This window comes from Streptomyces sp. NBC_00390, from assembly GCF_036057275.1.
Classification (GTDB): Bacteria; Actinomycetota; Actinomycetes; order Streptomycetales; family Streptomycetaceae; genus Streptomyces.
The window spans coordinates 7,968,541-7,994,671 of record NZ_CP107945.1; the positions used below are offsets into that span (position 1 = coordinate 7,968,541).

Here is a 26,131-nt window from a genome sequence, read left to right on the forward strand (position 1 = left end):
AGGTTGAACAAGGGCGCGTTCCGGACATGGCGAATGCTCCCTAATCGTGTGACTACGGGCGCTACGTTGGCGCCCTCACTCGCGCGCCTTGGGGGGCTGCCATGAAAGCGTTCCTGATTTTCCTTGCCTTCATCCTCGGGTCGCTTGCCCTCGGCGGGGTCGGTAGCATCGCCAAAGCTGCGGACACCCCGACCTTGGTCGGAGATGTCGTGATCACCGGGCTGCTCGGGCTCGGTGCGTGGAAGCGCTGGTCTGTCGCACGGAGCCGCTGAACGCACGACAGTGCCCCTCACCGATGCCCGCGGGGAGGGGCGCTGGTGTGCGCTAGCCGAGCATTGTGCTGGCCGCCACACCGAGCAGACCGACAACGAGCACCGGCAGGCCGAGCGCCGCATGCTTACGCACAACGGTGCAGTGAAGCCTTCGCCCGGGCCGTAGATGCCTTCGCCGAGTCAGAACAACGCAGGCTCTCCGAACAGCCGGAAGCCCGGTCGCTCCGGGCGTAGTTCTCCTTACCGAATGCCAGCGTCTCGGGTTTGACGCCAGGCGTTGAGCAGCCGGCGGCCGAGGCGCAGCCGTCGGTGCGGAACGGCCGGACGGCACATGACACTGCGCAGCAGCCGAGGGCGCCGAGGATGAGCAGGCTAGCGGGGACCATGAGGGCAGGGAACGCGGACGGATCTTGGATAGGCCGGCACGCGGCGAGGGCACCAGAGGGCGAATAACGCTGCGAAATGATGACAAACACTGGCAGTAGTTTTCGCAGCTCAGATGGGGTGCGAGGGCATCGCCGCAGGTCGCACCCCATCCGGGCTCACTGGTACTTCCAGTGGTTCACCGTTCTGTTCCTCGCGGGCGCACTCGCACTCGGCGCGCTCGTACGCGCCTTGCGGAGCCGCCGGGGAGCCTGAGGGCTGCCGAGCGCCAGGAGCAACGACACGCCCCTGGCCCTCCCGTCGCGCGGACGGGAGGGCCAGGGGCGTGCGGCTGCGCTCCGGGACGCGGCGGCCCGTGAGCACCACGTAACGGAGCGGCAATCGGAGGGCAATCCGGCGGACGCGGGCTCCTCCTAATTTCTGTCGTGCGACAGAAATGCCGAATGCCGAGCCGGAGGAGGTCTGCCGCCATGGCGACCGCGACAACAGACGGGGCCCGCGACCACGCCCGGGCCCAGGACGGCACGAAGGCCGAGGCCATGCCGGTGGTCCCCGCCACCGACTGGCCCGCGCCGCCCTGCGAAGCCGGGCACCTGGTGTGGGCGGAGACCGTGGCGGGCGGCGGCTACACCCACCGCGTCCTTGCCCGGGGCACCGAGCTGCGGCTCACCGACCTCGAGGGCGACGCCTGCGCCCATGTGCTGCTCCACGCCGACGGCCGCCCCTGGGAGCGTCTCAACGCCGCCGACACCGTGAAGGTCCAGTGGAACGCGTATCTGCGGGCCGGACAGCAGCTCCTGTCGGACCAGGGCCGGGTGCTCGCCACCCTCGTCACGGACACCTCGGGCCGGCACGACGCCCTGTGCGGCACCTCCACCCTCGTACGCAACACGCGGCGCTACGGCGACGGTGCCGCGTGCTCCGCCTCCCCGGCCGGCCGGGAGCTGCTGACCCTCGCGGCCCTGAAGAACGGCCTGGAGCCGCGCGACCTGCCGCCGTCCGTCTCCTTCTTCCAGGGCGTGGAGGTCCGCGACGACGGCACCCTCCACTTCACGGGACCTGCGGGCCCGGGCGCCTCGATCACGCTGCGCGCGGAGCAGGACGTCACCGTGCTGATCGCCAACGTCCCGCATCCGCTCGATCCGCGCCCCGAGTACATCAGCACCCCGCTCGAGGTGCTCGCCTGGCGCGCCGCCCCCACCGTCCCCGGCGATCCGCTGTACGACGCAACCCCTGAAGGCCGCCGCGCCCACCTCAACACCCGCGAATTCCTCGCCGGGAAGGGACAGTCATGACCGTGGTACCCGCCCGCGCCGCCTGGAGCGCCGTCGTCCGCACCGGCGAGCAGCTCACCATCACAGACCTGCACGGCAACCAGGCCGTCGACTTCCTGGTGTACGACGCACACGACACCGCGGTGCGTTACAGCGCCCCCGACACCCTCCAGGCCCAGGGGAACATCTTCCTGACCACCGGCAGTGTGCTGATGTCCAACGAGCACACGCCCTTGATGACCGTCACCGAGGACACCTGCGGACGCCACGACACCGTCGGCGGCGCCTGCTCCAAGGAGTCGAACACGCTGCGCTACGGCCACCACACCTGGTCGCAGCATGCCTGCGTCGACAACTTCCTCGCCGAAGGCGCACGGCACGGCCTGGGTAAACGCGATCTCGTCTCCAACGTCAACTGGTTCATGAACGTACCGGTCGAGAAGGACGGCACCCTCGGCATCGTCGACGGCATCTCCGCGCCCGGCCTGCGCGTCACCCTGCGCGCCGAGCGGGACGTGCTCGTCCTCGTCTCCAACTGCCCCCAGATCAACAACCCCTGCAACGGCTTCGAGCCGACCGCCGTCGAGATGACGATCGGCAGGGCCGCCGTATGACCGCCTTCGACACCCTGCTCGTCGCCAACCGCGGCGAGATCGCGGTCCGCGTCATCCGCACCGCCCGGCGCCTCGGGTTGCGCACCGTCGCGGTCTTCTCGGACCCCGACCGCTCGGCGCCCCACGTCAGGCTCGCCGACGAGGCCCTACGACTGGGCCCTGCGCCGGCGAGGGAGTCCTACCTCGACGCCGATCTCGTCCTCAAGGCGGCGAAGGACACCGGCGCCGGAGCCATCCATCCCGGCTACGGATTCCTCTCCGAGGACGCGGACTTCGCACGCCGCTGCGAGGCGGCAGGCATCGTCTTCGTCGGCCCGAGCGCCGCCCAGCTCGACCTCTTCGGCGCCAAACACACCGCGCGCGCCGCCGCAGAGGCCGCCGGCGTCCCCCTCGCCCCCGGCAGCGGCCTGCTGCCCGGCCTCGACGCCGCACTCGCGGCGGCCGACGAGATCGGCTACCCGGTCATGCTGAAGGCCACCGGCGGTGGCGGCGGGATCGGCATGCGCGCGGTGCACGACCGCGCGGAACTGGCCGACGCCTGGGAGCGCGTGCAACGCGTCGCAGCCGCCTCCTTCTCGTCCGCGGGCGTGTTCCTGGAGCGTCTCGTCGAACGCGCCCGCCATGTCGAGGTGCAGGTCTTCGGCGACGGCGAAGGGCGGGTGGTCACCTTCGGCGACCGCGACTGCTCACTGCAGCGCCGGAACCAGAAAGTGGTGGAGGAGGCGCCCGCACCCGGCCTGCCCCGCGCCCTGCGGGAGCAACTGGCCACGTCGGCCCGGAGCCTCTGCGGGAGCGTCGGCTACCGGTCGGCAGGGACAGTGGAGTTCGTGTACGACGCGGCACGTGACGAGGCGTACTTCCTCGAGGTCAACACCCGCCTCCAGGTGGAACACCCGGTGACCGAGGCGATCTACGGGGTCGACCTCGTCGAATGGATGCTCCGCCTCGCGCAGGGCGACACCGGCGTCGTACAAGAGCCGGGCACGCCCCGCGGTCACGCCGTCGAGGCCCGCGTGTACGCCGAGGACCCGTCCCGTGACCACCGCCCCGGCGCCGGCCTGCTGACCCGGGTGGACTTCCCCGCGGACGTCCGGGTCGACACCTGGATCGAGACGGGCACGGAGGTGACGACGGCGTACGACCCCCTGCTGGCCAAGGTCGTGGCGTACGGAACCGATCGCGCCGACGCGCTGCGGCGCCTGGACGCGGCACTGGCCGCCACCCGTGTCGACGGCATCGAGACCAATCTCGGACTCGTCCGCGCGGCACTCGCCGACACCTCAGTCCAGGCCGCGACCCACACGACCACGAGCCTCGCCACGGTCAGCGATCCCACGCCGCGTATCGAGGTCATGGCGCCCGGCACGCTGACCACCGTCCAGGACTGGCCGGGCCGCACCGGCTACTGGAGCGTGGGCGTGCCGCCGTCCGGGCCGATGGACGACCTGTCCTTCCGTCTGGGCAACCTGGCGCTCGGCAACGATGCAGGCGCACCCGGACTGGAGTGCACACTCGAGGGCCCGTCGCTGCGGTTCACCCACGCGACGACCGTGTGCGTCACCGGCGCACCGGCGCCGGTGACCGTCGACGGTGCCCCCGCTGCCCAGTGGGAGCCGGTCACCGTCCCCGCCGGATCCTGCCTGCGGATCGGCGCCCCGGACGGGCCGGGCCTGCGGACCTACCTCCTGCTGGCCGGCGGCGGCCTCGACGTCCCGGACTTCCTGGGCAGTACCGCCACCTTCACCCTGGGCCGATTCGGCGGACACGGCGGCCGCCCGCTGCGCACGGGCGATGTGCTGCACGGCGGTACTGCCTCGGCGGCAGCAACCGCCGTGCCCCCTGCGGACCGGCCGGACATCGGCGGGGAATGGCACATCGGCGCCGCCGAAGGACCGCACGCGGCACCGGAGTTCTTCACCGAGGAGGACATCCACGAGTTCTACGGCGCCCAGTGGAAGGTCCATTTCAACTCCGCACGTACGGGCGTGCGGCTGGTCGGGCCGAAGCCCCGGTGGGCACGGACCGACGGCGGCGAGGCCGGGCTGCACCCGTCCAACATCCACGACACGCCCTACTCGGTGGGCGCCGTCGACTACACGGGTGACATGCCGGTGCTGCTCGGCCCGGACGGGCCCTCGCTCGGAGGCTTCGTCTGCCCCGCGACCGTCGTGACGGGCGAACGCTGGAAGCTCGGACAGCTGCGCCCCGGCGACACGGTCCGGTTCGTTCCCGTCACCACCGCAGGACGGGCGCGCCCCGCCGTCGACGACGGCGGGATCCTTGCGCGCGGCGAGTCGGTCACCTACCGACGCAGCGGCGACGACAACGTACTCGTCGAGTTCGGGGAGATGAATCTGGATCTCGCCCTGCGGATGCGCGTGCACGCGCTGGCCGAGGCGGTGGCGGCAGCGAACCTGCCAGGCGTGCGGGATCTGACCCCGGGCATCCGCTCGCTCCAGATCAGGATCGATCCGGACGCCTTGTCCCAGGAAGCGCTGCTGCCCACGCTGATACGCCTGGAGTCCGGACTCGGCCCCACCGATGCCCTCGTGGTCCCCTCCAGGACCGTTCATCTGCCGCTCTCCTGGGACGACCCGGCCACCCGCGAGGCGATCGCCCGCTACATGGCGGGCGTACGCGACGACGCCCCCTGGTGCCCGTGGAACATCGAGTTCATCCGCAGGGTCAACGGACTCGACACGGCCGACGACGTGTACCGCACGGTCTTCGAAGCCGAGTATCTCGTCCTGGGGCTCGGCGACGTCTACCTGGGCGCACCCGTCGCGACCCCCCTGGACCCGCGCCACCGGCTGGTGACGACGAAGTACAACCCGGCCCGGACCTGGACCGCGGAGAACTCCGTGGGCATCGGCGGCGCCTACCTGTGCATCTACGGCATGGAGGGCCCCGGCGGATACCAGTTCGTCGGGCGCACCACCCAGGTGTGGTCCCGCTGGCAGGAGCGCCCGTGGCTGCTGAACTTCTTCGACCGGATCAGGTGGTATCCGGCGGAGGCGGACGAACTCCTGGAACTGCGTGCGGACATGGCGGCGGGACGCTTCACGCCGCGCATCGAGGACGGCACTTTCTCGCTCGCGGACCACCAGCGCTTCCTCGCCGAGAACGCACCGTCCATCGCGGCATTCCGCGCCCGACAGGCAGCCGCCTTCTCCGCCGAACGCGACGCGTGGGAGGCGGCCGGCGAATTCGACCGTGACGAGGCCCCCGCCCCGTCACCTGCCGCCGAGCCCGCCGTTGAACTGCCCGACGGCGCCCGGCTGGTGGAGGCGGAATTCGCGGCCTCGGTCTGGCAGCTGCATGTCGAGCCCGGCACCGAGGTGGCGGCGGGCCAGCCCCTGCTCACCCTGGAGGCCATGAAGATGGAATCCCGGGTCCACGCACCCTCCGCGGGCCTGATCAGCCGGCTGCTGGTCGCCCCCGGCTCCCAGGTCGAAGCGGGTACGCCTCTGCTCGTCCTCGCACCGTCCCCCGTATGACACCCGCATGACCCTTCAAGGAGCTCCTGCCATGCCTGCCACCGCGCTCGACCGGGTGCGTGATGCCTACGCCCGTATCGCGTACATCCGCAGACCGGACGTGTGGATCACCCTCCGTCCCCTCGCCGAAGCCGAGGAGGACGCCCGGGCCGTCGACCGCCGCCTGGCCGCCGGTGAGCAACTGCCGCTCGCCGGGCGGACCCTCGCCGTGAAGGCCAACATCGACATCGCCGGCATCCCGACCACGGCCGGCTGCCCCTCCTACGGATACCGGCCGGCCGCGGACGCCACGGCAGTCGCCCGCCTCAAGGCAGCGGGTGCCATCGTGCTCGGCAGCACCAACATGGACCAGTTCGCCACCGGTCTCGTCGGCACCCGTTCGCCCTACGGAGCCGTGCCCAGTGTGCTCGACCCGGCCCGCGTCGCCGGCGGGTCGAGCTCGGGATCCGCGGTCGCGGTGGCCCTGGGCATCGCCGACCTCGCCCTCGGCACCGACACCGCCGGGTCCGGGCGCGTACCCGCCGCGTTCAACAACATCGTGGGACTCAAGCCCAGCCGCGGGCTCGTGCCCACCGACGGTGTCGTCCCCGCATGCGCGAGCCTGGACTGCGTCAGTGTCTTCGCCCGCACCCTCCCCGAGGCCGAACACGCGCTCGCCCTCGTCTCGTCCCCGCCCGGCCGCCGCGCCCCGCACCGCTCGCCCGGCCCATGGCGTATCGCCGTGCCCACGAACGCGCAGCTGGGAGAGATGGACGACGGCTGGGCGGAGGCCTTCGAGGCCGCGGCGGCGAGACTCGCCGCAGCCGGAGCCCAGCTCGTCCCCGTCGACCTCACCCCGTTCACCGAGGCCGCGGCGATGCTGTACGAGGGCGCGTTCGTAGCCGAGCGCTACACCGCCGTGGGTGCCTTCGTCGACAAGGAGACCCCCGACCTCGACCCCACGGTCGCCTCCATCATCCGGGGTGCCCGCGACATCCCCGCGCACCGGCTCTTCGCCGACCAGGCCCGCCTCGCGGAGCTGCGCACCCGCGCCATGGCCGGCTTCGCCGCCGAGGAGGCGGATGCGCTGCTCCTGCCCACCACGCCCGGTCATCCGACGCTCGCCGACGTCGCCGCGGACCCGATCGGGGTGAACGCACGGCTCGGCAGGTTCACCAACTCCACCAACCTCTTCGACCTCGCGGCGGTCGCCGTTCCCGCAGGTGTCCTCGAGGACGGCCACCCCTTCGGGGTCATGCTGACCGGCCCGGCCGGCACGGACGACCGCCTCGCCCGGATCGCCGCCCACCTCACCCCGCCCGCCCGGATCGCCGTGGTCGGAGCCCACCTGACCGGCCAGCCCCTCAACCACGAACTCCTCGCCCTCGGGGGACGCTTGCTGTCCCGGACCTCCACCGCACCCGTCTACCGGCTGTTCGCCCTGCGCACCGATCCGCCGAAGCCCGGACTCGTCCACACCGGTGAGGGCGGAACCGCCGTCGAGGCAGAGGTCTGGGAACTGCCTGTCCAGGGCCTCGGAATCCTGACCGCCGCGCTGCCCCGCCCGATGGCGATCGGCCGTGTCGAACTCGCGGACGGAACCATGGCGCCGGGTTTTCTGTGCGAACCGGGCGCGGTCCAGGACGCCGAGGACATCAGTCACCACGGGGGCTGGCGCGCGTACAGGAACAGCTGATGTGACGAGATGGCATAGGGGGCATTCGGGTGGTGTGCGGCCCGCGGTGCAACTGGAGGAGGCCGCGCACGCTTCCTATCGCTCAGCGAGACCACTACTGAGGAGGAACGTTGTGACTGCCTGGCAGCTCTCCACTCACGTGATGCCGACGACGGGATCGACGATCGACCCGTACCGTTTCCCCGGCGCCGACGCCTGCGACCCGTTCGACGAAGCAGCCGGGGACCGTGGGGCCGACGCCTTCTTCCCGCCCGCCCCGGAACCCGGACAGCGGGTGCAGGTGACGCTGGAACCCGCGGACCGGCGGCGGCTGGATCTCCACGCCGCCCTGACCACCGCGGGCATCGCTCCCCGCCCCGGCGACCTCGCGGCCATCGAGGCCCTGTGCGCCCTGGACGACAGGACCAACGCGACGGTCCAGCGCTGGATCACGAGCGTGCAATGACGCACGGGAGGGGTGCGGGCCGGGCGCACGGCCCGCCCCCCTCACCGGCACCCATCACAACCGACTTGTGGGGTAGGCGCAGTCGGGAAGGGGACGGTACACCGTCCGAGTTTCCGCACCCGAGGAGGCACAGTGCCCGGACTGTTCGCACGCATCAAGCACGTGATCCGCACGCCGCAGGGCCGGCGGGCGGTCGACTCGGCCCGTCGGGCCGCCGCCGACCCGAGAAGGCGGGCGCAGGCCCGTCAGGCCCTCGACCGCCTGCGCGGGCGACGCCGCTGACACACGGCCCCGTGGAAATCGGGTGGTCCGGCTCCGGCGGGTGATGGCAGGATGCGTCGCATGACGAAGAGAATCGAGACCTTCACCCGCCGGTGAGCGTGAGCGACGAGCGCAAGGCGCTCGCCACCCGGACATCGCTGTACGACCACGCACTGCGCCTGCATCGCCAGGCGCCCGGCAAACCGCTGCCCGACGGTGGCAGGCCGCTCCCCGACCGGTCGGCCCAGCCCGGCAGATCCGGTTCCGTCACCGAACGCAGGGCCGGGTTGCAGGACGCTCTGACCTGCCTCGACGGTGGGGACACCGAGCGCACCGCGCAGGAACTGCACACCCGCGTCCTGGCTCTGGACCTCTCCGCATGCGAGGTGTCACGGTCACTGGAGGCGGTGCCGCTCCCGGACGTCGAGTGGTGCCGCTCGCTGGGCAGACACCTCGTACGCCACGCAGTGGACCGCCGCACCGTCTGGGTCGGGCTCGCGCTGCTGGCCCGTCACGGCCGCCCACAGGACGCGGAGTTGATCCGGACCGTCGGACTGCTGGCCTGCTGCACGGACCCGGCAGCCGACGCGCTGGTGGCCGTCGACTGCGCCACGGGCGACCTCAGCTGGCTCGCGGAGCGCTCCCACCCACGACGACGGCGCAAACTGGTCGAAGCGCTCTGCACCCGCGGCGACCCGGCGTCCCGCAGGTGGCTCCTGGCCGAACCGCTCGACCGCCGCACCACCCCCGCATCCCAGGCGCGCAGTATCGCCGAAAGCACCCGACTCGCCGACGTGCTGGACCAACACCCCCTCGACACGGCCACGCTGGCCCAGGCCGCCCGGCTGCTGGCCATCATGACCGACCCGAACGACTACCGGTCCGGGATCGGGCAGTACACGGACGCGATGCCCGCGTATGCGGCCCTCGTCCGCCGGATCGGTGGACTGCCGCCCTCGCTCGATCATTACGCCCTCCTGCTGTCCCTCCTCCTCGACCTCCACAGCGGCCGGAGCGCCCTGCTGGACTGGGAACCGGGCGAGCGGGAACGGATCGCAGCCGGCCTCAGGTCGGTGCTGTCCCACCCGGAGTGGACCGCCCAGGTCATCGCGGCCGAACCGTCCGCCGACATCGCCGAGCGACGGCGGGCCGCGTGGATCCGGCGTACGACCGGCACGACGTACTCTTTCGCCCCTGCCGAACGCCGGGCGTTCAACCGGCTGGCGGTGCAGGTCACCGTGCCGGATCCGGCGGGCCCGGGACAGGTGGAGACCCGCCTTCTCGTGGACGGCATGCCTGTGATCGCCCAGGCATTCGACAGCGGGCAGGCGCAGACTCCCGAGTACCTGCTCGGCCGCGGTCAGCTCCGGGCGTCCGAGCAGCCCACCGACGTGCAGCTCGCGGAGGCATGGTGCACCGAGGGATGCTGCGGTGCCCTGTACGTCACCATCAGCCGCGAAGGCGACACCGTCGTATGGCGCAACTGGCGCCGTCCGAACGCTTCGCGGTCCGCTGCCGGACTCCCGTTGCCGGGCGAACTCCGCTTCGACGCGGCCGAGTACGACGAGGAGATCAGCCGCGCCGAGAGCGATCACACCTGGGAGTGGCCGGCCCGCACCGTGGCACGGCTGCTGGGTGAGCGCCTGCGCGCCGAGCCCGGTCTGCTCGGCCGGTGGCGCTGTGCAGCGGGCTGGATCGGCACCCACTACGCCGAGCCCGAGCAGGTCGAGCTGTCCTTCACGTACCCCAGCCCCCCGGCGAAGGACACCGGGAATGCGTGGGTCCGGTTCGTCTGGACCCTGCCCGACGGCGGCACGCCGCCCGAGGAGCGGGCCGAGGCCGCGCTGCGGCGGCTGGCCGAGGTGAACCCGACGACGTACGCGAGCCTCGCCGGCGGGAGCCGCGAGGCCGCTCAGGCACTGGGGTTCACCTGGCCCGAGCGGTCGCGCGCCTGACGGCTCACGGGCCCGTGGCCTGTCCGGGACGGGGGTCGTTGGTGGTTGGGGGCGGTGGGTGGTTCCACGTGTGCGGCCTTACGGCCTTGTGGCTTGTCTGGGACGGGGGTCGTTGGTGGTTGGGGGCGGTGGGTGGTTCCACGTGTGCGGCCTTACGGCCTTGTGGCTTGTCTGGGGCGGGGGTCGTTGGTGGTTGCTGTCGTGGGTGGATTCCGCGGGCCCGTGCGGTCAGGGCAGCTTGACCGCGAGGAGGTCGACGGGGCGGATGTCCGGCGGTGACGCCAGCATGGTCGGCGCCGCCTCCATCAGGGCCGCGGCGATCCGGCCCTGCAGATGGCCCGTCCGCCCCTCCTCGCTCTCGAACGTGTCGAAGACACCGAACGTGGTCTCGCTCTCCCGGAACGCGAACCAGGTCACGGTGTGCTCCTCCTCGCGGGCGAGCTGCAAGGCACTCTGCAGCAGGCCCTGCACCTGGTCGGCGTACTCCGGCTTGGCCTCGATACGCGCCAGCAGTCCGATGTTCATGAGGTTGCTCCTTGGCTGTGCGGTGCGCTCCGGATTCGGGGACAGCATCAACGTAGGCCGCCGATCCGTACCACCCCAGTGTCGTAAACGACGTGTCGGATACCATTTCCGCCATGGATGTCGCGCTGGTGGTGTACGACGGTGTGTTCGACTCCGGGCTCTCGGCGCTGCTGGACGTGCTGGACGCGGCCAACGGGATGCGCGGCGAGCTGCCCCATCCGCCGCCCGCCTGGCAGGTGACGACGGTCGGCGCCCGCCGCCGGGTCCGCACCGGCGCGGGCCACCTCGTGACGGCCGAACCGGTGAGCGCTGCCGCGCACGCCGACCTGCTGCTCGTCCCGGCGCTCGCCGAGAGGCGGCCCGACACGCTCCTCGAGCAGATCGCCGGTCCCGCGCTCGCGCCCGTACGCGACCTCGTGGCCGCCACCCGCGAACGCGGAGCACCCGTCGCCTCGGCCTGCACCGGCACCTTCGTCCTGGCCGAGTCCGGGATTCTCGACGGGCGGGAGGCGACCACCACCTGGTGGCTCGCCCCGCTGTTCCGCAAACGTTTTCCGTCGGTCACGCTCGACGAGACGCGGATGGTGACGACATCGGACGGGGTGACGACGGCCGGCGCCGCCTTCGGGCACGTCGATCTCGCACTCGCCGTCGTCCGGATGACCAGCCCCGCCCTTGCGGATCTGATCGCCCGATACCTCGTCGTCGACGAACGGCCCTCGCAGTCGGCGTACACCATCCCGAGCGCCCTGGCCCAGAACGATCCGCTCGTCGCCGCGTTCGAACGATGGGTGCGGCTGCATCTCGACGGGCCGATCGGGATGGCCGAAGCGGCCCGGTCCCTGGGGGTGAGCGAACGCACCCTCCAGCGGACGGTCCGCCGGGTGCTCGGCACCTCACCGGTGCGCTTCGTACAGGATCTGCGCGTCGAGCAGGCCTCGCACCTGCTGCGCACGACGGACCTGTCGCTGGAGTCCATCGCCCGCAAGGTCGGCTACGAGCACGCCAACACCCTGCGGATCCTGTTGCGCGAGCGGACGGGCAACACGGCCGGGTCGCTGCGCGGACGCTGAACCGCGGGCAGGACCGCCGCACGGTGAAAGTCTCTGGGCATTGTCGGTGCCCGTCCTTACCATGGTCATCAATTCCGGGCCCTCCTCGGCGGCGCAGGCACGCCTGTGTACGCGTGCCTGCGCCGCCGAGGCCGGGGGCCGGGCCATATCGCGATTCGTGAGGGGGGGACCCCGCGATCGCCCGACCCGCGCCCGCGGCCGCCACATCGGAGTCGCGAGGACGCCCCCTGCGCCCATGAACCTCTCCTCGCCCGAATCCTCCCGACCGGCAGCAGACGCGTCGCCCGACGGCGACCAGGCGTCCCTGCCGACGGCCAACACCTTCCAGGTGGACCTGCGGGGTCTTGTCGACCTGCTCTCCCACCACCTCTACTCGAGCCCCCGCGTCTACGTGCGCGAACTGCTCCAGAACGCGGTGGACGCCGTCACCGCCCGCCTCGCCCACGACCCGTCGGCGCCCATGAACATCCGCCTCACGGCTACGGGCGACGCCGTCGTCATGGAGGACACAGGCATCGGCCTGACCTCCGACGAGGTGCACACGCTGCTCGCCACCATCGGCCGCAGTTCCAAACGCGACGGTCTGGAGAACGCGCGGCAGGAGTTTCTCGGCCAGTTCGGCATCGGACTGCTCGCCTGCTTCGTCGTCGCCCGGCAGATCCGCGTCGTGTCGCGGTCCGCGCGCAAGCCCGACGAGCCGCCCGTCGAGTGGCTGGCGAGCGACGACGGTTCGTACACGGTGCGGACCCTGCCCCACGAGGCCCGTCCGGAACCCGGCACGACCGTCCGGCTGGAGCCGCGGCCCGGCGCCCAGGAATGGACCGACCCCGGGCGCGTCGCCGAACTCGCCGCGGACTTCGGTTCGCTGCTGCCCCACGACGTCACCTTCATCGGCCCGGACGCCATCGACCGTCCCCTGACCGAGCGGCCCGCCGTATGGGACCGGGCCCACCCGACGCCCACCGCTCGCCGTGTCGCGCTCGCCGGGCACTGCTCGCGTGTCTTCGGGTTCACGCCGCTCGACTCCATCGACCTGGACCTGCCCGTCGCCGGGGTGCGAGGAGTCGGCTACGTCCTCCCCGCCGCGACCAGCCCTGCCCACCGGGCGGCCCACCGCGTCTACCTGAAGGGCATGCTCCTCACCGACCGGGCGGACAACCTGCTTCCGGACTGGGCGTTCTTCGTCCGGGTCGTCCTCGACACCGACACCCTTCGCCCCACCGCGTCCCGGGAGAACCTGTACGACGACGAGACGCTCGCCGCCGTACGCGAAGCGCTGGGCGTCCGGATCCGCGAATGGCTCGCCGAGCTCGCCGCCGGTGATCCCGACCGCCTCGCCGCCTTCCTCACCGTGCACCATCTGGGCGTCAAGTCCATGGCCCGGCACGACGCGGAACTGTTCGCGCTGATGCTGCCGTGGCTGCCGTTCGAAACCAGCGACGGCCGCGTCACGCTCGACGAGTTCGTCCGCGCGCACCCCCAGGTCCACTTCACGCGCACCGTCGAGGAGTTCCGTCAGGTCTCGCCCATCGCGGCCGCACACGGCCTGGGAGTCGTCAACGGCGGGTACACCTACGACGCCGATCTCATCGCCCTGCTGCCGCAGATCAGGGACGAGGTCACCGTCAGCGAACTCGACGCGGGCGCTGTCACGGCACATCTCGACCCGGTCGAGCCCCACCAGGAACTGGCCCTCGCCGCCTTCCTCGCCACGGCCCGGACCCGCCTCGACCCACTCGCGTGCGACGTGGCGCTACGGGCCTTCCAGCCGGTGACCGTACCGGCGCTCTTCCTCGACGACCGCGAGGCCCGCCACGAGCGGGACCGCGCGGCGGCCGAGGAGAGCGCCGACAACCTGTGGAGCGACATCCTCGGCGCACTGCGCGGCTCGGCACCGCGCGCCCGGCTCGTCCTCAACCACAACAACCCCCTGGTCCGCCGCATCGCCGCCATCACCGACGCCGAGCTGGCCGGCACCGCCGTCGAGTCGCTGTACGGCCAGGCCCTGCTGATGGCCCAGCGCCCGCTGCGCCCCGCCGACACGTCACTGCTCAACCGGGCCTTCCTCGGCCTTCTGGAATGGGCCACACATCCGATCACCGCTCAGGCCGTCACGTCCGAGGAGGGCGACAAGTGACCACCAGCCCGCCCCCCGGGGACATCCGCCGTGCCCTGTGGGAGAACGCGTCCGCGCCCAACGGCCTCCTGCGCAACGCGCGCGCCGAGGAACTGGTCGCGGCCGCCGAGTCGACCGGTAACCGCGACCTGCTCCGTCAGGCCCTGTTCGGCCTGATCAAGGCGTACGAGTACAGCACCGAGCGGGGCAAGATGATGGTCCCGTTCGCCCGGCTCCTTCAGGAGTGGGACCAGGACCCCTCGGCGTTCGACTCCAGTGACACCTACACCTTCCACTGGCTGTTCAAGTGGGTCAGCTCCGGCATGCTGTCCCTGCCGGAGATGCCGCTCGCGAGCATGGAGAAGTGGCTCGCCGAGATGGAGCGCCGGTACCGCGTCGGCGGCTACAGCGAACGAGCCGTTCGGCAGGCCGAGTTCGAACTCGCCGACGACACCGGCGACACCGAGCGGGCGGCGCGCGCGTTCGCCGCGTGGACCGCGGCTGACCGTGATCAGATGGCCAACTGCCACGCCTGCGAGCTCAACGACCAGGGCTGGTACTGGCTGCGACAGGGACAGGACGAGAAGGCTCTGCAAGTGTGGGAGCCGGTCCTCGCCGGCCGCTCCACCTGCATGGAGGAGCCGCACCGGGTCCTCGCCAAGTCACTGCTGCCGCTGTTGCGGACCGGGCGCGCCGACGAGGCCCGCAGAAACCATTTGCGCGGCTACCGCATGGCGCGGGGCAACGAAAGCCTGCTGCCGTCGATCGGTCTGCACATCGAGTTCTGCGCACTGACCGGGAACGAGGGCCGGGGCCTCGAACTGCTCGCCGAGCACGCCTCGCACCTCACCTCACAGGGCAACCCCTCGGCGCGACTGGAGATGTTCACCGGGACGCTCGTACTGCTCCAGCGCCTGCTGGCCCTCGGCCTTCAGACGCAGCCCGCGGTCGCGTACGCGGGACAGCAGCGCACGGTGCGAGAGCTGTACGACATCCTGGACTCCGAGGCCGTGTCGATCGCGGCCCGCTTCGACCTGCGCAACGGCAGCGACGTGGTCTCCCGCCGGCTGGCCGGCCGGCGCGGAGCCCGGCCGCTGGTGGACAGCCTGCCTCTGGGCGTCCGGGCCGCGTCGCTCACCGCCGCCGTACCTTCTGCGGCTGTCGCACCGGCACCGCAGGAGGCGGCGTCGCAGCAGCCGTTGTCCGAGCTGGTGGCCGAGGCACGCCAACTGCGCACGCAAGGCCACCCGAAGGCATCGTCCGCATGGGACAGGGTCGACGCTCTGGTCGCCGAGCGGGACGAGGCGCCCGACCCGATGCTCGCCGCCGACCTGCTGGAACGCCGCGCGGTCCGCGCGGGCCACGCGGGCGGGGACACCGTCCGCAGCTTCTTCGAGCAGACCGTCGCCGCCTACCGGGCAGCCGGAGACCCCGGCCGGGCGGCCCTCAACGAGCTGAGGGTGGTGTACGCGGCAGCGCAAACGGGGGCGGAGCCGGACGAGATCCGGAAGCTGCTGGCGACGGCCACGGCGTCGGCGCAGGCGCTGGACCCGTCCGATCCCACCAGGACACGGCGGATCGCGACGGCCGCACTGTCCGCGCTGAAGCTCGAGCCGGCCCTGCGGGACACGGACGGCGGTGAGCTCGTCCTCGACCACACGCGTTTCGACTCCGATCTGGCGGCGTTCGTCGCCGAGTTCGCCGGCGCGGTCACTCAGGAGGGCGGCGAGATCGGCGATCTGCTCTCCGACGCCGAGCAGTTGCGGGCCGAACAGGCCTGGCACACGGGCGACGTGGAGCGTGCCGACGAGCTGTTCGCCTCCGCGGCCGGGCGCAGCATCACCGCCGGCCGGCCGTGGGACGCCGCCGAGTCCCTGAGCCGCCGCGCCCGGCTGCTGCTGATGCTGCAACGCCCGCAGGAGGCCGAGCAGGTGGCGCGCGCCGCCCTCACGCACGGCGCCGAACTCGTCGAGCCGGACGAGCTGGGGCGGATACGGCTCACGCTGGCCGAGATCCTCTACCAGCATGACGGCAAGGAGTCCGAAGCAGCGCTCTACGCCCTGGAGGCGACGCACTGGTTCGATGCAGCCGGGGACTCGGCCGGCGCGGGAGCGTATGCCCGCCTGGTCCTCGCCCAGGCCTACGGCGAGACCGGACGCGCCGCCGAGGCGGCCGAAGTGCTCGAGTCCGTGCTGCCGGACCTGCTGGAGCACGGCGACGAGCGCGCCGTGCAGGCACGGGAGACGCTCGCGCGGAACCTGCGCGCACTCGGTGACCAGCGGGCCGCCGCCGAGCAGTATCTGCTCGCCGCCGAGGTGGTCAAGGGCTGGGAACACCAGCGGCCGCACGCCCAGCTGGCCACGCTCGCCGCCGAATGCCTCGCGGGCGCGGGGATGCAGGACGAGGCCGTAGCCGCCTACCACCGCGCGGTCGACCTGTGGGAGACCGTGGGCGAAGCGGTCGCCCTCGCCCGGGCACTGCGGTCCCTGGCATGGCTCGAGGCCCAGGAGGGTGACTCACGGGCCGCGAAGGATCTGATGGAGAAGGCGCTTTCGGCTGTCGGCGGCGACGGGCCCGAGCTCCTGCTGGAGCGCGCCAGGACATGGACACAGACGGCAGAGCTGCTCCTCGACGACCTGTACGAATACGACGAGGACGACGATGGGGAGGACGAAGGCGGGTCCCAGGACGGTGGGGAAGCGGCTGCCGTCCGCCGTGAGGCGCTCGTCCTGCTCGACAGGGCCGACGCCGCGTTCGAGGCGCTCGGCGCCGAGGTACTGGACGAGCGAGCCCGCTGCGTCGTCCGCGCGGCCTGGACCGAACGGGAACTCGACCGCACCGACGACGCGACTGCCCGGGTGCGCGCACTGATCGGCGAACTCTCGGCCCTGCCGTCGGACGGCGCCCGCTCCGCCGTGCGCCGTCTGGAGCACACGCTGGGGCAGCTCACACCGCCGAGCTGACATTACGGGGCACCGGCCGCAGGCCGGTGCCCCGTAACCGCCGCTCTGCCCCTGGGGTCAGGCCGGGCCGCCCGCGGCAGCGGCCTCGCACACCGCCAGTGCCGTTGCCATGATGGTCAGCTGAGGGTTCACCTCAGGACAGCTCGGCAACGCCGATCCGTCCACGACCAGGACGCCGTGCACGCCGCGCAGCCGGCCATGGGGATCGGCGGGCGCGGTCTGCGTGTCGGCCCCGATGGCGACCGTCCCCGTCGGGTGGAACGCCGACAGATGCAGCTGTCGTGCCGTCACATTCCCTAGGAGCAGCCTCAGTTCCGCGACGGAACGGGCCCGAGGCGCGGCCGCGATCCCCGTCAGGACCTCCTCGGCGCCTGCCGCGAACAGCAGCTCTCCCATGGCCTCGACCGCGCGCAGCAGCCGTCGGCCGTCGCGAGGATCGAGGTCGTAGCGCAGCACACTGCGCCGAGCTCCCAGGACCCGGCCCGAGGGCCGGTCGGCGATCATCGCGCCGAGTGTGGCGAGGTTGCCCGCCTCCTCCAGTTCCGTCCGCAGGGCGCGTCCCACGCCGGGCAACACGAACGATCCCATGCCCGGAGGCCCGGCCGTGGCCTCGATGAGGATCCCGTCGTCGTGGTGCTGCTCGATGCCGACGCTCTGCAGGACGCCGTGCCACGCGGTGATCCGTTCCGTGAAGCGCCCGGCGACGCTGGTCGCCGGATGGACGGCGAGATTGCGCCCGAGCCGGGGGTGACGGCCGAGACCGGAACGCCGCAGCAGCGGGGGAGAGTGCAGCGCCCCGGCCGCGACGACGACGAGCGGTGCGAGGATCTCGAAGTCCGTTCCGTCCGGCCGCCGTACGCTGACGCCACAGGCCCGCGGGCCGCCGGGCCGGTCCGGATCGGTCAGGATGCGGCGCACGTACGCGCTGGTGACGATCCGTGCCCCCGCGGCGCATGCGTCAGGCAGCACGGACAGCTGAACGCTCTGCTTGGCGCCGGTCGGACAGCCGACGACGCACTGGCACGAGCCCTTGCAGCCAGGCGCGTTGCGCCGCAGGGGTCCGGCCTTCCAGCCGAGGATCTCGGCGCCGACCAGGGCCGTGCGCCCGTTGCGGCCCAGGACGTCGAGCGGCTGGGTCGCCACCCGCAGAGTGCGTTCGACCTCGTCGAGGCGCGCCGCGAAGGAGGCCGCGTCGGCCAGGTCCACTCCGAACCTGTCGCGCCAGCGCGCGAGCACATGGTCCGGAGTGCGGTAGCACGTACCGGAGTTGACGACGGTGGTGCCTCCCACCGCCCGGCCCACCGGAAGCACCACGGGCGGGTTGCCGAGCGCGACGGTCGCGCCTCCGTCGCGGTACAGCTCCGCGAACCGGTCAAGCGGTGCCCGCCGCCCGAATCCGGCGGTGGTGTGCCGGCGTCCCTCCTCCAGGACCACGACACGCATCCCGGCGCGGGCGAGCGTGCGCGCGGCGATCGCACCGCCCGCGCCGGAGCCGATCACGACGGCGTCGGCCGTCGAACGGTCCGGCCACTCGGCCGACGCCACGCAGTCCAGCGGCGGATCCTCGAACGGCGGCGCGGAGGGCGCGCGGCGCGGCTCCTCGTGGAGCATCCGTTCCGTGCCCGCGGCCAGCATCACCGGGACTTTCACGGCGTCCAGCACGGGCACCAGTGCGGGGCGGGCGGTCAGCGAGGCCAGCACGTTCTCCCGCTCGCCCGGCGTGAGCCCGCTCAGCCGCCGGCCCGTGCGTACCGCGGCGTACGCGTCGATGGCCGCGGCCGCACCGTGCACCCCGGCCCGGGCCGCTGCGGGCATCGCATCGAGCATCCTGCCGAGCCGGTCGGTCACCGCACCGGGCCAGGACGCGCTGCCGTCGTCGGCGAGAAGAGCGGCGACGAGGCCGCCGAGCCTGTTGCTCACCGGTCGCCCACCTCCGCGTGCGCCGTGCCGTCGAGGAACCACTCGGCTTCCGTACGCCACCGGCCCCACCACCGCTCCAGCAGGACCCGGGCGTCCGCGCTCTCGCTGTTGCGGCACACGGCGGCCCCGCCGTCGGGATCGGTGTAGTCGAGCGCCAGGGTGCGTTCCTCGGGCTGGGTCACCTCGACCCGGATGCGGCGCAGCCCCGCCGTGCCGCTCACCGTCCATACGGGCAGGCCGATACGTGTCCGGAAGCGGCCGAGCCCCGCCCAGCCGACGGCGCTGCGCTCCGCCCGGCGCGGCCAGGTGCGGCCGTTCCTGCGCAGTCGCAGGAAGGTGAGCGGCGGCAGCTTGTTCAGCCCGGGACGCATGGACACGGCGGCCACGATCTCGAGGACGTCGCCGCCGCCCAGGTCGGCGTGCAGCCACGCCCAGCGGCGGGCGTTGCCGTGTCCGTAGATCCGGGCGGAAGCGCCCGGGGCTGCGTCGAGGTGCAGTTCGCCACCCGGGTGCTTGACCGTGCCGGTGTAGGAGGCGTGCGCGGACGGGAGGATCTGCGCGGCCGGCAGCAGCGGACGCCGCCAGGACCAGCGCGGGAAGGTGAACAGGGGCTCGCCATCCGGGCGTTCGGTGAGATCCCAGCCGAATCCGCCCGCGGACCCCCGCAGCCGGCCGGGTCCGGCCTCGATCCCCTCCACACTGAAGCCGGCAGGATCCGGCTGCCACGGTTCGGGGCCGAACCGGGCGTGCTCGACTGGGCCTTCGGGCGGGAAGAGTGCGACCCAGCCGTGTGCGTGTGCGGGGGAGCCGTCGGCCGGCGCGGTCAGCTCGTGGTGCAGCCACACTCCGGTGCGGGTCTTGGGGTCGGTGAGCGTGGTGTACCAGACCTCGGTGCGGCCGGGGCTGCCGTTCCAGCGCGGTGCCAGATGCCGTGCCGTGTCCTGTGCGCCCCGGGCCCGGGGAAAGCGGAAGCTGCCCAGGAAGGGCAGCAGCGCGGTCGCCACGCGGAAGCGCAGAGTGCCTCGTCCGGCCTCCTTGCCGTCCGCCAGCAGCGTGAACGGGAGTACCGTCATCGACTGCACCGGCCGCAGCGCCGAGACGGACTTCCACCCGTCGAGCGAGTAGCGGCGGCCGTCCTCGGCGGTGAAGTCCAGCCGGTAGCGGATCCGCCGCCGGGCGATCGGCGATATCTCCAGCTCGCCCCGGACATCGCGGTCGTCGGCCCACCCGGCGATCCGCACCCGGCCGCTCAGCGTGCCGTCGGTCGTCCGGTGCGGGAGCATCAACTCCTCGGCCCGTACGGCCAGATCGAGCCGCATCGGACGCGTCTCGCTCTCGCCGGCCAGCCGCACCGAACCGGCCATGGTCTCGGTGAACTCCGTTCCGCGCCCGGCCATCACCCGACCCCCAGTCCGTCGAGCATGATCCGCTCGGTGGCGCTCAGATACACATCGGCAGCGGCGCGCGCCGCCGCACCGTCGCCCGCGCAGACCGCTTCGACGACCGGGGCCAGTCGCGCATGGGCGGCCTCCGGGTCCAGGAACGGCCCCACCAGATGGGCCCGCATCGGTACGTAGGCGTTGAAGAGGGTGTTGGTCAGCAGGGTGTAGACCCGGTTGCCGGTGGCGCGCGCCAGCGCACGGTGCACCTCGATGTCGGCGAGCTGGACCGCATCCCCGCCCTCGGCGCCCGCTACAGCGGCCAGCAACTCCCGCAGCTCGGTGCGTTGCGTCGCCGTGCCCTTCTCGGCGGCGCGGCCCGCGATCAACGCGCCGATGCTGCGCCGTACTTCGAAGATCTCGCCGAGCCAGCCGGGGCTGTGCCGCACCAGCATGGGCAGCAGATCCGCACCGCCGAGGCGCGCGTAGTCCCGCACCCGGGTGCCCACGCCGTGCCGGGTCTCCAGCAGTCCGGCCTGCACCAGGCGGCCGAAGGCGTGCTTGAGGGTGGTCCGGGTGACGCCGTAGCCGTCCGCGAGTTCGCGCTCGGGAGGCAGATAACTGCCGGTGGGATGGCGGCCGGTGAGGATGTCCTCCCTCAGGCGCATCTCCAGTGCGTCGACGATCGTCTCGCGGGGCAGTGTCTCCACAATTCTCCTCAGTGGCTGAGTGGATGAGCCACTGAACCACGCTGAGGGGTCGGGAAGCAAGGGTCCGTACCACGCAGAACCGACTACAGGGCGTCCGCGTCCTTCTGCGGTTCGTCGGGTGCGACCAGCGACTGCGTGAGCGGGATCCGGGCAAGTGCCAGGACACCCGCGGCGATCAGGGCGACACCGAGCAGCTGAGGCAGCAACCACCAGCCGGCGCGGACGTGTTCCTCGTAGATGATGATTCCGAGCACCATACTCACCGTCGCGTCGCCGAGGGTGAGGGCGGGCTGCGAGGCGACCAGCGGCCCGGCCTGCATCGCGTTCTCCAGCAGGAACAGCGCGCCCCCGCCGACCGCCGCGAAGGCGTACGTCTGCCAGGAGGTGAAGAACGCGGCGACTCCGTAGTCGTCGAGGATGTGCATGGACGCCTTCATCAAGGCCGCCGTCACCGCGAATCCGATGGCGGTGGCTGCGCCCAGACAACCTGCCCGGATCCGGCCCTCGGGATGCTTGATCGCCGTCAGACAGAGAACGACGACCGCTGCGACGCACACCGCGAGTGCGGGGATCCAGCGGTCCAGCGCTACATGGGTGCGGTTGCCCGAGGGGGACGCCGCGGCCAGCGCGACGCCGAGCCCGACCACCACCACAGCCACCGCCAGCCAACCGGACCGCGGCAGTCCACGGTGCATCAGCAGCGAGGCGACGACGAGCGTGAGCGGCAGTTCGAGGATGAACAGCGGCTGCACGACGGTCAGCGGACCGGTCGCGAGGGCCAGCGCCTGGCAGACACCGGCGGCGATCACGGCCCCGATCCCGGCCAGCCACAGCGGCCGCCGCAGCAGATCGACCATCAGCCCCGCACGCAGACCTTCCGACCGCGGCACGCTCAGGGCGGCCTTGCGCTGGAGAACGGTGGCGACGGCGTTGCTCAGCGCCGCGCAGAGCGCGAACAGGACCGGCAGGAAGGTGCGCACGTGGTCGGCCTCCGTGGGGGGCGGTCGGGTGGCGGGGTCCGGGTCAGCGGTCGTCGAGGGTCAGCCCGGAGGCGGGCTGCGAGAACAGCCGCCGGGCGTTGGCGTCGAGCGCGGCGAAGCCCTCCACCAGCTGGGCCGCCACGCGCCACGACCCGTCCGGCCGTGGAGCGAACTCCCACAGGTGGAACGCCTTTCCCGTGAAGCTGTCGCTCGCCGGCGCCTTGCCGATCCGCTGCCGCAGAAAGAACTGGAGCCGGGTGCGGACCCGCACGCGGCCGTCGGGGAGCTGCTCGGGCGTGGACATCTGCTCGACGGTGTGCGACTCGTCGAAGAAGTCCGAGCGCGCGGCGAGGAACTCCCGCAGCCCCTGGTCACCCTCCCGGACCAGACCGTCGACGAACCCGGTGCGGAAGTCGTCGGTCAGCACCTCCTCCCGCATCCGCTCCGCGGACGCATGGGCCTGCAGCAGGGTGAAGTACCGCTCCGTCACCTCCCAGAGCAGTGGGACGACGGCACGCGGCGCAGCGAACTCGGCAGCAGCGGACTCGGCGGGCATACGACCTCCTTGCACCCTCTGCCATGGTCACCCCGGCCCGCCCGTCCCGCGCGATCCGGCTCGCCGAACGGGACGTCCGCCGCGTCCCGGACCAGGCCGCCCGGGCGGCCTGGTCCGCGTCCCGTCCGCCGCACCCCGGACTCCGCGGCCCGGGCTGCGGTCCGCCGCGTACACACCCACAATGGGACGCGGGCCCACGCCCGGCCCACTCGCGACGCCTGCCAGGCATCGCCCGAGAGGAACGTGCCCATGCGCGCAGAGCCGTCAACCACGGCGCGGACGGGGGCCTTCATCACGGCCGTGGTCGCGCTCGCCGGCGCGTCGGCGGCGAGCACGGCGATGACGCTCGAACGGCCGCCCGAGTACGCATCTGACGCCGTCCCACGGCCCGGCGGGGCCGCGATGCCGGCCGCGTCGGTCGTCGACACGGCTGTACGCCACCGGCTCGCCGTTCACGGCCGGGGGCTGTCGCAGTCACCGCCCGCGGCCGTCGGCATGGCGGACGGCAGCCGTGAGGTACTGCCGTGACGCGCGCCGAATCCGCCCGCAAGGGCGGGCAGCGTCACCACTTCGTCCCGTCCGGTCCCGACCGTACGGCGATCGTGCACAGGGCCGTCCGGGTCACCGTGGCCGCGAGCGCCGGGTTCTACCCCTTCGTGTACGTCGTGGACCGGCCGGAGACGGCGATCTACGCTCTGTTCGGGCCGGTGGCGCTCGGCGCGATGTCACAGATCCCGGGATCGGGGCGGCAGCGGGCCGCCGTGATGCTGCGTGCGCTGCCCGTCGGCCTGCTGCTGGTCGTGCTGGGCACAGTGCTGGCAGTGAGCACCTGGGCGGCGGTCCTCGGGATGCTGGTCGTCGGGTTCGTGCTCGCCTTCGCCGCGGTAGCAGGCCCCCGCGCGGCCGGAGCGGCGCCAGGGCTCCAGCTCTGCTACATCCTGGCGTGTTTCCCGCCCTACGCACCACAGGCCCTGGGGGACCGGCTGACCGGCATCACCCTCGGCGTGCTGGTGCTGGCCCTGTGCGAGGTCTTCCTGCTCCCCGCGCCGACGGCCGTCCCCTACCGCGAGCGGCTGGCGGACGCCATCTCGACCGCCGCCTCCGCGGCGGGAGACGATACGGCGGCCCGTCCGCCGCCGGAGCAGGCCGCCTTTGCGGACCAACTGCGGGCGACCGGCCGGAACCTGCGGCTGTCCAGCCTGCCGCCCGCCGAACGGCCCGCAGGGCCCGGCCGGGCGGACCGGGCGCTTGCGCACGCCGGTACGGCGGCCCGCAGACTGCTGGACCAACTGGCCCACTCGGGGGATCTCCGGCCGGCCGGCACCGCCCCGCCGGGGAGCAGCGCCGACGCCGACGCGGATGCCACGTCGGCCGGCCTCCTCGCCCGCGTGTCCGCGCTGTGTGATGCCGTCGCGGCCGCCCTGCGCACCGGACGGCCGCCCCCCGCCGCCGGCCTCGTTGCCCTGGACACGGCGATTCGGGACTTCCAGGCACAGCGCCTCGCCCAGGCGAGCGGCCCCCCGCACCGCGTACCCGGCGGCAGGGCGCTGCGCCGTCAGGCCGCAGTCCTCGGCACCGCCGTTTCCGTCCGGACACTGTATGTCTCCGTGACGGTCGGGCTCGACGGCAGACGTACGGATCCGATCCCGCCCCAGGAGCTGTTCTGGTACGCCGACGCGAGCGCCCCCGCGCTGTGGTGGCGGCGTCTCGCCGGCAACATGACCCTGCGTTCGGTGCAGTTCCAGAACGCGGTCCGCATCGCCGTAGGACTGGGCGCGGCCCGGCTGGTGGCAGGGTCGCTGGATCTGGAACACGGCTTCTGGGTGCTGCTCGCGGTGCTGACGCTCGGTCGTACGACCGTGTGGGAGACCTGGTCGGCGGTGCGTTCGGCGGTGATCGGCACTCTTTTGGGGGCCGTGGCGGCAGGCACGCTGCTGTTCGTGGCCGGGCAGCACACCAACGCCTACGCGGTACTGCTCGCACCCGGCATGCTGGCGGCCTTCGCACTGGGGCCACTGCTGGGCATCGCCTGGGCGCAGGCACTGTTCACGCTGGTGGTCGCGGCGGCGTTCGCCCAGCTCGCTCCCGCTTCCTGGCAGTTGGCGGAGATCCGGATCGAGGACGTGGTCACCGGCAGCGCGATCGGCCTGCTGTGCGGGCTGCTCGCGTGGCCCGCCGGAGCGCGCCGGGAGGTCCGACGAACGATGGGCGCGCTGCTGCATGCCTGTGCCCCGCTGGTCCCGGGCACCGTCCGGGGGCTCGTGGCCGAACCGCCCGGATCCGTTCCCCCACCCTCCACGATTCCCGCCCTGCACTGTCTGCGTCTCGCCGAAGCCGCCTATCTGCAGTTCCGCAGCGAACCGGGCGAACGGCCGGCCGCGATGTGGGACTGGCATGCCGTCCTCATCGCCGCCAACCACGTCCTGCTGGGTGTCCACTCGCTGCCCCGCATCGACCAGCCGACAGTGGCCATCCCCCCGGATGCGGTCGCCCGGGTCGGTACGGCGGCGGATCAAGTCGCGCTCGCCACCGACCGGGTGGCCGAACTGTGTGCCGAGGGAGCGCCGAGGCGGACTCCTGTCCGCTCGGTGTTCCGCCCGTCCACCGAGCCACCGGTCAGCCCTCCACTGCCGGTGCTCATCGACCTGGAGCAATGGCTGGGCAGCCTTGCCGCTCAACTCGCCCGGATCGAGAGCCCGTCGGCGCCGGCGCCAGGATGACCCGGCCCCGTGCGGCCGTCACACTGCGGCGAGCCGGGCCGCAGCGCTCTCGATGAGCATGTCCAGCGCCGCCGGATAGGCGCTGACGTTCATCTCCGCGACGAGATGCGGCGCCGCCGGTGCGATACAGGGGTGTGTGTCCGCGGGCAGCCGGGCGTACGTGGCCTGCCAGACGGCTTCGTCCGCCCGGCGGGCCGCCTCGGGCAGCGCGGCGGTGGCCGCGTCGAGCGCGGCGAAGGCCAGCGTCTGGTCGATGAAGCAGTGGTAGACGCGCACCGCCGCGGGCGTGGGGAAACCCGCCCGGTGCAGCACGCCGAGGATGATCTCGTCCGACGCGATCTCATGGGCACGTCCGGAGACGCGGCTCGCCGTCAGCACCGCGGCCTGCGGATGGGCCAGATAGGCGGCATGGATGCGCAGACCCAGCTCGCGCAGGTCGGCCCGCCAGTCGGCGGACGCGGACCAGCCACGCAGTGCGCGGCCGATCAGCTCGTCACCGACGGCCAGCGTCAGCTCGTCCATACCGCGGAAGTACCGGTAGAGCGAGCTCGGATCGGCCCCCAGCGCGGCACCGATACGGCGGGCGGTCAGCCCGGCGGCGCCATGCTCACGCAGCATCCGCAGCGCCGTCGTCACGATCAGCTGCTCCGAAAGGACCACGCCCGTCTTCGTGGGACGACGACGCCGCCGCTCGGACTCCGGCACCACCTTCTTCGCCATCGGCCTGCCTTTCCTCGCGGGGAGCGCCTTATGCCAACGCCATTGACCGTATCAACCGCCGATGAGTTTGATCGGGGGGCCGGGACAGTCCC

General features: G+C 72.4%; 20 protein-coding genes. 13 read left to right on the forward strand and 7 right to left on the reverse strand.

Features of this window, described 5'->3' with window-relative positions:
• Nucleotides 1-101: 101 nt before the first annotated feature.
• From OHS70_RS35465 to OHS70_RS35500, 8 genes are all read left to right on the forward strand, one after another.
• Nucleotides 102-272 (forward strand): hypothetical protein, encoded by a 171-nt coding sequence (locus OHS70_RS35465; RefSeq protein ID WP_328404457.1) that lies wholly within the window; start codon nt 102-104, stop codon nt 270-272.
• Between the two features lie 854 nt (nt 273-1,126).
• The gene (locus OHS70_RS35470; RefSeq protein ID WP_328404459.1) at nt 1,127-1,951 is read left to right on the forward strand and encodes an urea amidolyase associated protein UAAP1; all 825 of its coding nucleotides are present in this window, start codon (nt 1,127-1,129) and stop codon (nt 1,949-1,951) included.
• The gene (locus OHS70_RS35475) at nt 1,948-2,544 is read left to right on the forward strand and encodes an urea amidolyase associated protein UAAP2 (protein WP_328404461.1); all 597 of its coding nucleotides are present in this window, start codon (nt 1,948-1,950) and stop codon (nt 2,542-2,544) included. The genes OHS70_RS35470 and OHS70_RS35475 overlap by 4 nt, the downstream gene beginning before the upstream one ends.
• Complete coding sequence (locus tag OHS70_RS35480; protein ID WP_328404463.1) at nt 2,541-6,041, forward strand: 5-oxoprolinase/urea amidolyase family protein; 3,501 nt, start codon at nt 2,541-2,543, stop codon at nt 6,039-6,041. The genes OHS70_RS35475 and OHS70_RS35480 overlap by 4 nt, the downstream gene beginning before the upstream one ends.
• Nucleotides 6,042-6,072: 31 nt before the next feature.
• The gene (gene atzF / locus OHS70_RS35485) at nt 6,073-7,716 is read left to right on the forward strand and encodes an allophanate hydrolase (protein WP_328404465.1); all 1,644 of its coding nucleotides are present in this window, start codon (nt 6,073-6,075) and stop codon (nt 7,714-7,716) included.
• A 112-nt stretch (nt 7,717-7,828) separates the two neighbouring features.
• Nucleotides 7,829-8,161, forward strand: coding sequence for a hypothetical protein (locus tag OHS70_RS35490; protein WP_328404467.1), 333 nt, complete (start codon nt 7,829-7,831; stop codon nt 8,159-8,161).
• A gap of 132 nt (nt 8,162-8,293) precedes the next feature.
• On the forward strand, nt 8,294-8,443 hold the full coding sequence (locus OHS70_RS35495; RefSeq protein ID WP_328404469.1) for a hypothetical protein: 150 nt from the start codon (nt 8,294-8,296) through the stop codon (nt 8,441-8,443).
• Nucleotides 8,444-8,541: 98 nt separating this feature from the next.
• Entirely contained in the window at nt 8,542-10,377 is a 1,836-nt protein-coding gene (locus OHS70_RS35500) for a hypothetical protein (protein WP_328404472.1), read from the forward strand.
• A gap of 228 nt (nt 10,378-10,605) precedes the next feature.
• Here the strand turns inward: OHS70_RS35500 and OHS70_RS35505 are convergent, their stop codons facing one another.
• Nucleotides 10,606-10,902 (reverse strand): putative quinol monooxygenase, encoded by a 297-nt coding sequence (locus tag OHS70_RS35505; protein WP_328404474.1) that lies wholly within the window; start codon nt 10,900-10,902, stop codon nt 10,606-10,608.
• A 113-nt stretch (nt 10,903-11,015) separates the two neighbouring features.
• Here OHS70_RS35505 and OHS70_RS35510 point away from each other — a divergent pair, with 113 nt between their 5' ends.
• From OHS70_RS35510 to OHS70_RS35520, 3 genes are all read left to right on the forward strand, one after another.
• Nucleotides 11,016-11,975 carry a GlxA family transcriptional regulator gene (locus OHS70_RS35510; RefSeq protein ID WP_328404476.1) on the forward strand — a complete coding sequence of 320 codons (960 nt, stop codon included), beginning with the start codon at nt 11,016-11,018 and terminating at the stop codon, nt 11,973-11,975.
• 235 nt (nt 11,976-12,210) lie between these two features.
• On the forward strand, nt 12,211-14,112 hold the full coding sequence (locus OHS70_RS35515; protein ID WP_328404479.1) for an HSP90 family protein: 1,902 nt from the start codon (nt 12,211-12,213) through the stop codon (nt 14,110-14,112).
• Nucleotides 14,109-17,054, forward strand: a complete 2,946-nt coding sequence (locus OHS70_RS35520) for a tetratricopeptide repeat protein (protein ID WP_328404481.1) — start codon at nt 14,109-14,111, stop codon at nt 17,052-17,054. Before OHS70_RS35515 ends, OHS70_RS35520 begins: the two co-directional genes overlap by 4 nt.
• 57 nt (nt 17,055-17,111) lie before the next feature.
• On the opposite strand, the gene OHS70_RS35525 is transcribed toward OHS70_RS35520, so the two are convergent.
• The 5 genes from OHS70_RS35525 to OHS70_RS35545 all read right to left on the reverse strand — a co-directional run bounded on the left by OHS70_RS35525 (nt 17,112) and on the right by OHS70_RS35545 (nt 22,599).
• On the reverse strand, nt 17,112-18,974 hold the full coding sequence (locus OHS70_RS35525) for a GMC family oxidoreductase (protein ID WP_328404483.1): 1,863 nt from the start codon (nt 18,972-18,974) through the stop codon (nt 17,112-17,114).
• The gene (locus OHS70_RS35530) at nt 18,971-20,371 is read right to left on the reverse strand and encodes a hypothetical protein (RefSeq protein ID WP_328404485.1); all 1,401 of its coding nucleotides are present in this window, start codon (nt 20,369-20,371) and stop codon (nt 18,971-18,973) included. The genes OHS70_RS35525 and OHS70_RS35530 overlap by 4 nt, the downstream gene beginning before the upstream one ends.
• Nucleotides 20,371-21,063, reverse strand: a complete 693-nt coding sequence (locus tag OHS70_RS35535; protein ID WP_328404487.1) for a FadR/GntR family transcriptional regulator — start codon at nt 21,061-21,063, stop codon at nt 20,371-20,373. The genes OHS70_RS35530 and OHS70_RS35535 overlap by 1 nt, the downstream gene beginning before the upstream one ends.
• A gap of 83 nt (nt 21,064-21,146) precedes the next feature.
• The gene (locus OHS70_RS35540; RefSeq protein WP_328404489.1) at nt 21,147-22,043 is read right to left on the reverse strand and encodes a DMT family transporter; all 897 of its coding nucleotides are present in this window, start codon (nt 22,041-22,043) and stop codon (nt 21,147-21,149) included.
• Between the two features lie 43 nt (nt 22,044-22,086).
• On the reverse strand, nt 22,087-22,599 hold the full coding sequence (locus OHS70_RS35545) for a hypothetical protein (RefSeq protein ID WP_328404491.1): 513 nt from the start codon (nt 22,597-22,599) through the stop codon (nt 22,087-22,089).
• A gap of 249 nt (nt 22,600-22,848) precedes the next feature.
• On the opposite strand from OHS70_RS35545, the gene OHS70_RS35550 reads away from it, so the two are divergent.
• Nucleotides 22,849-23,127 (forward strand): hypothetical protein, encoded by a 279-nt coding sequence (locus tag OHS70_RS35550; protein WP_328404492.1) that lies wholly within the window; start codon nt 22,849-22,851, stop codon nt 23,125-23,127.
• A complete protein-coding gene (locus OHS70_RS35555) occupies nt 23,124-25,319 on the forward strand; it encodes an FUSC family protein (protein WP_328404494.1) in 2,196 nt (731 codons plus the stop codon). Before OHS70_RS35550 ends, OHS70_RS35555 begins: the two co-directional genes overlap by 4 nt.
• Before the next feature lie 18 nt (nt 25,320-25,337).
• Here the strand turns inward: OHS70_RS35555 and OHS70_RS35560 are convergent, their stop codons facing one another.
• Nucleotides 25,338-26,039 (reverse strand): TetR/AcrR family transcriptional regulator, encoded by a 702-nt coding sequence (locus tag OHS70_RS35560; protein WP_328404496.1) that lies wholly within the window; start codon nt 26,037-26,039, stop codon nt 25,338-25,340.
• Nucleotides 26,040-26,131: the final 92 nt, after the last annotated feature.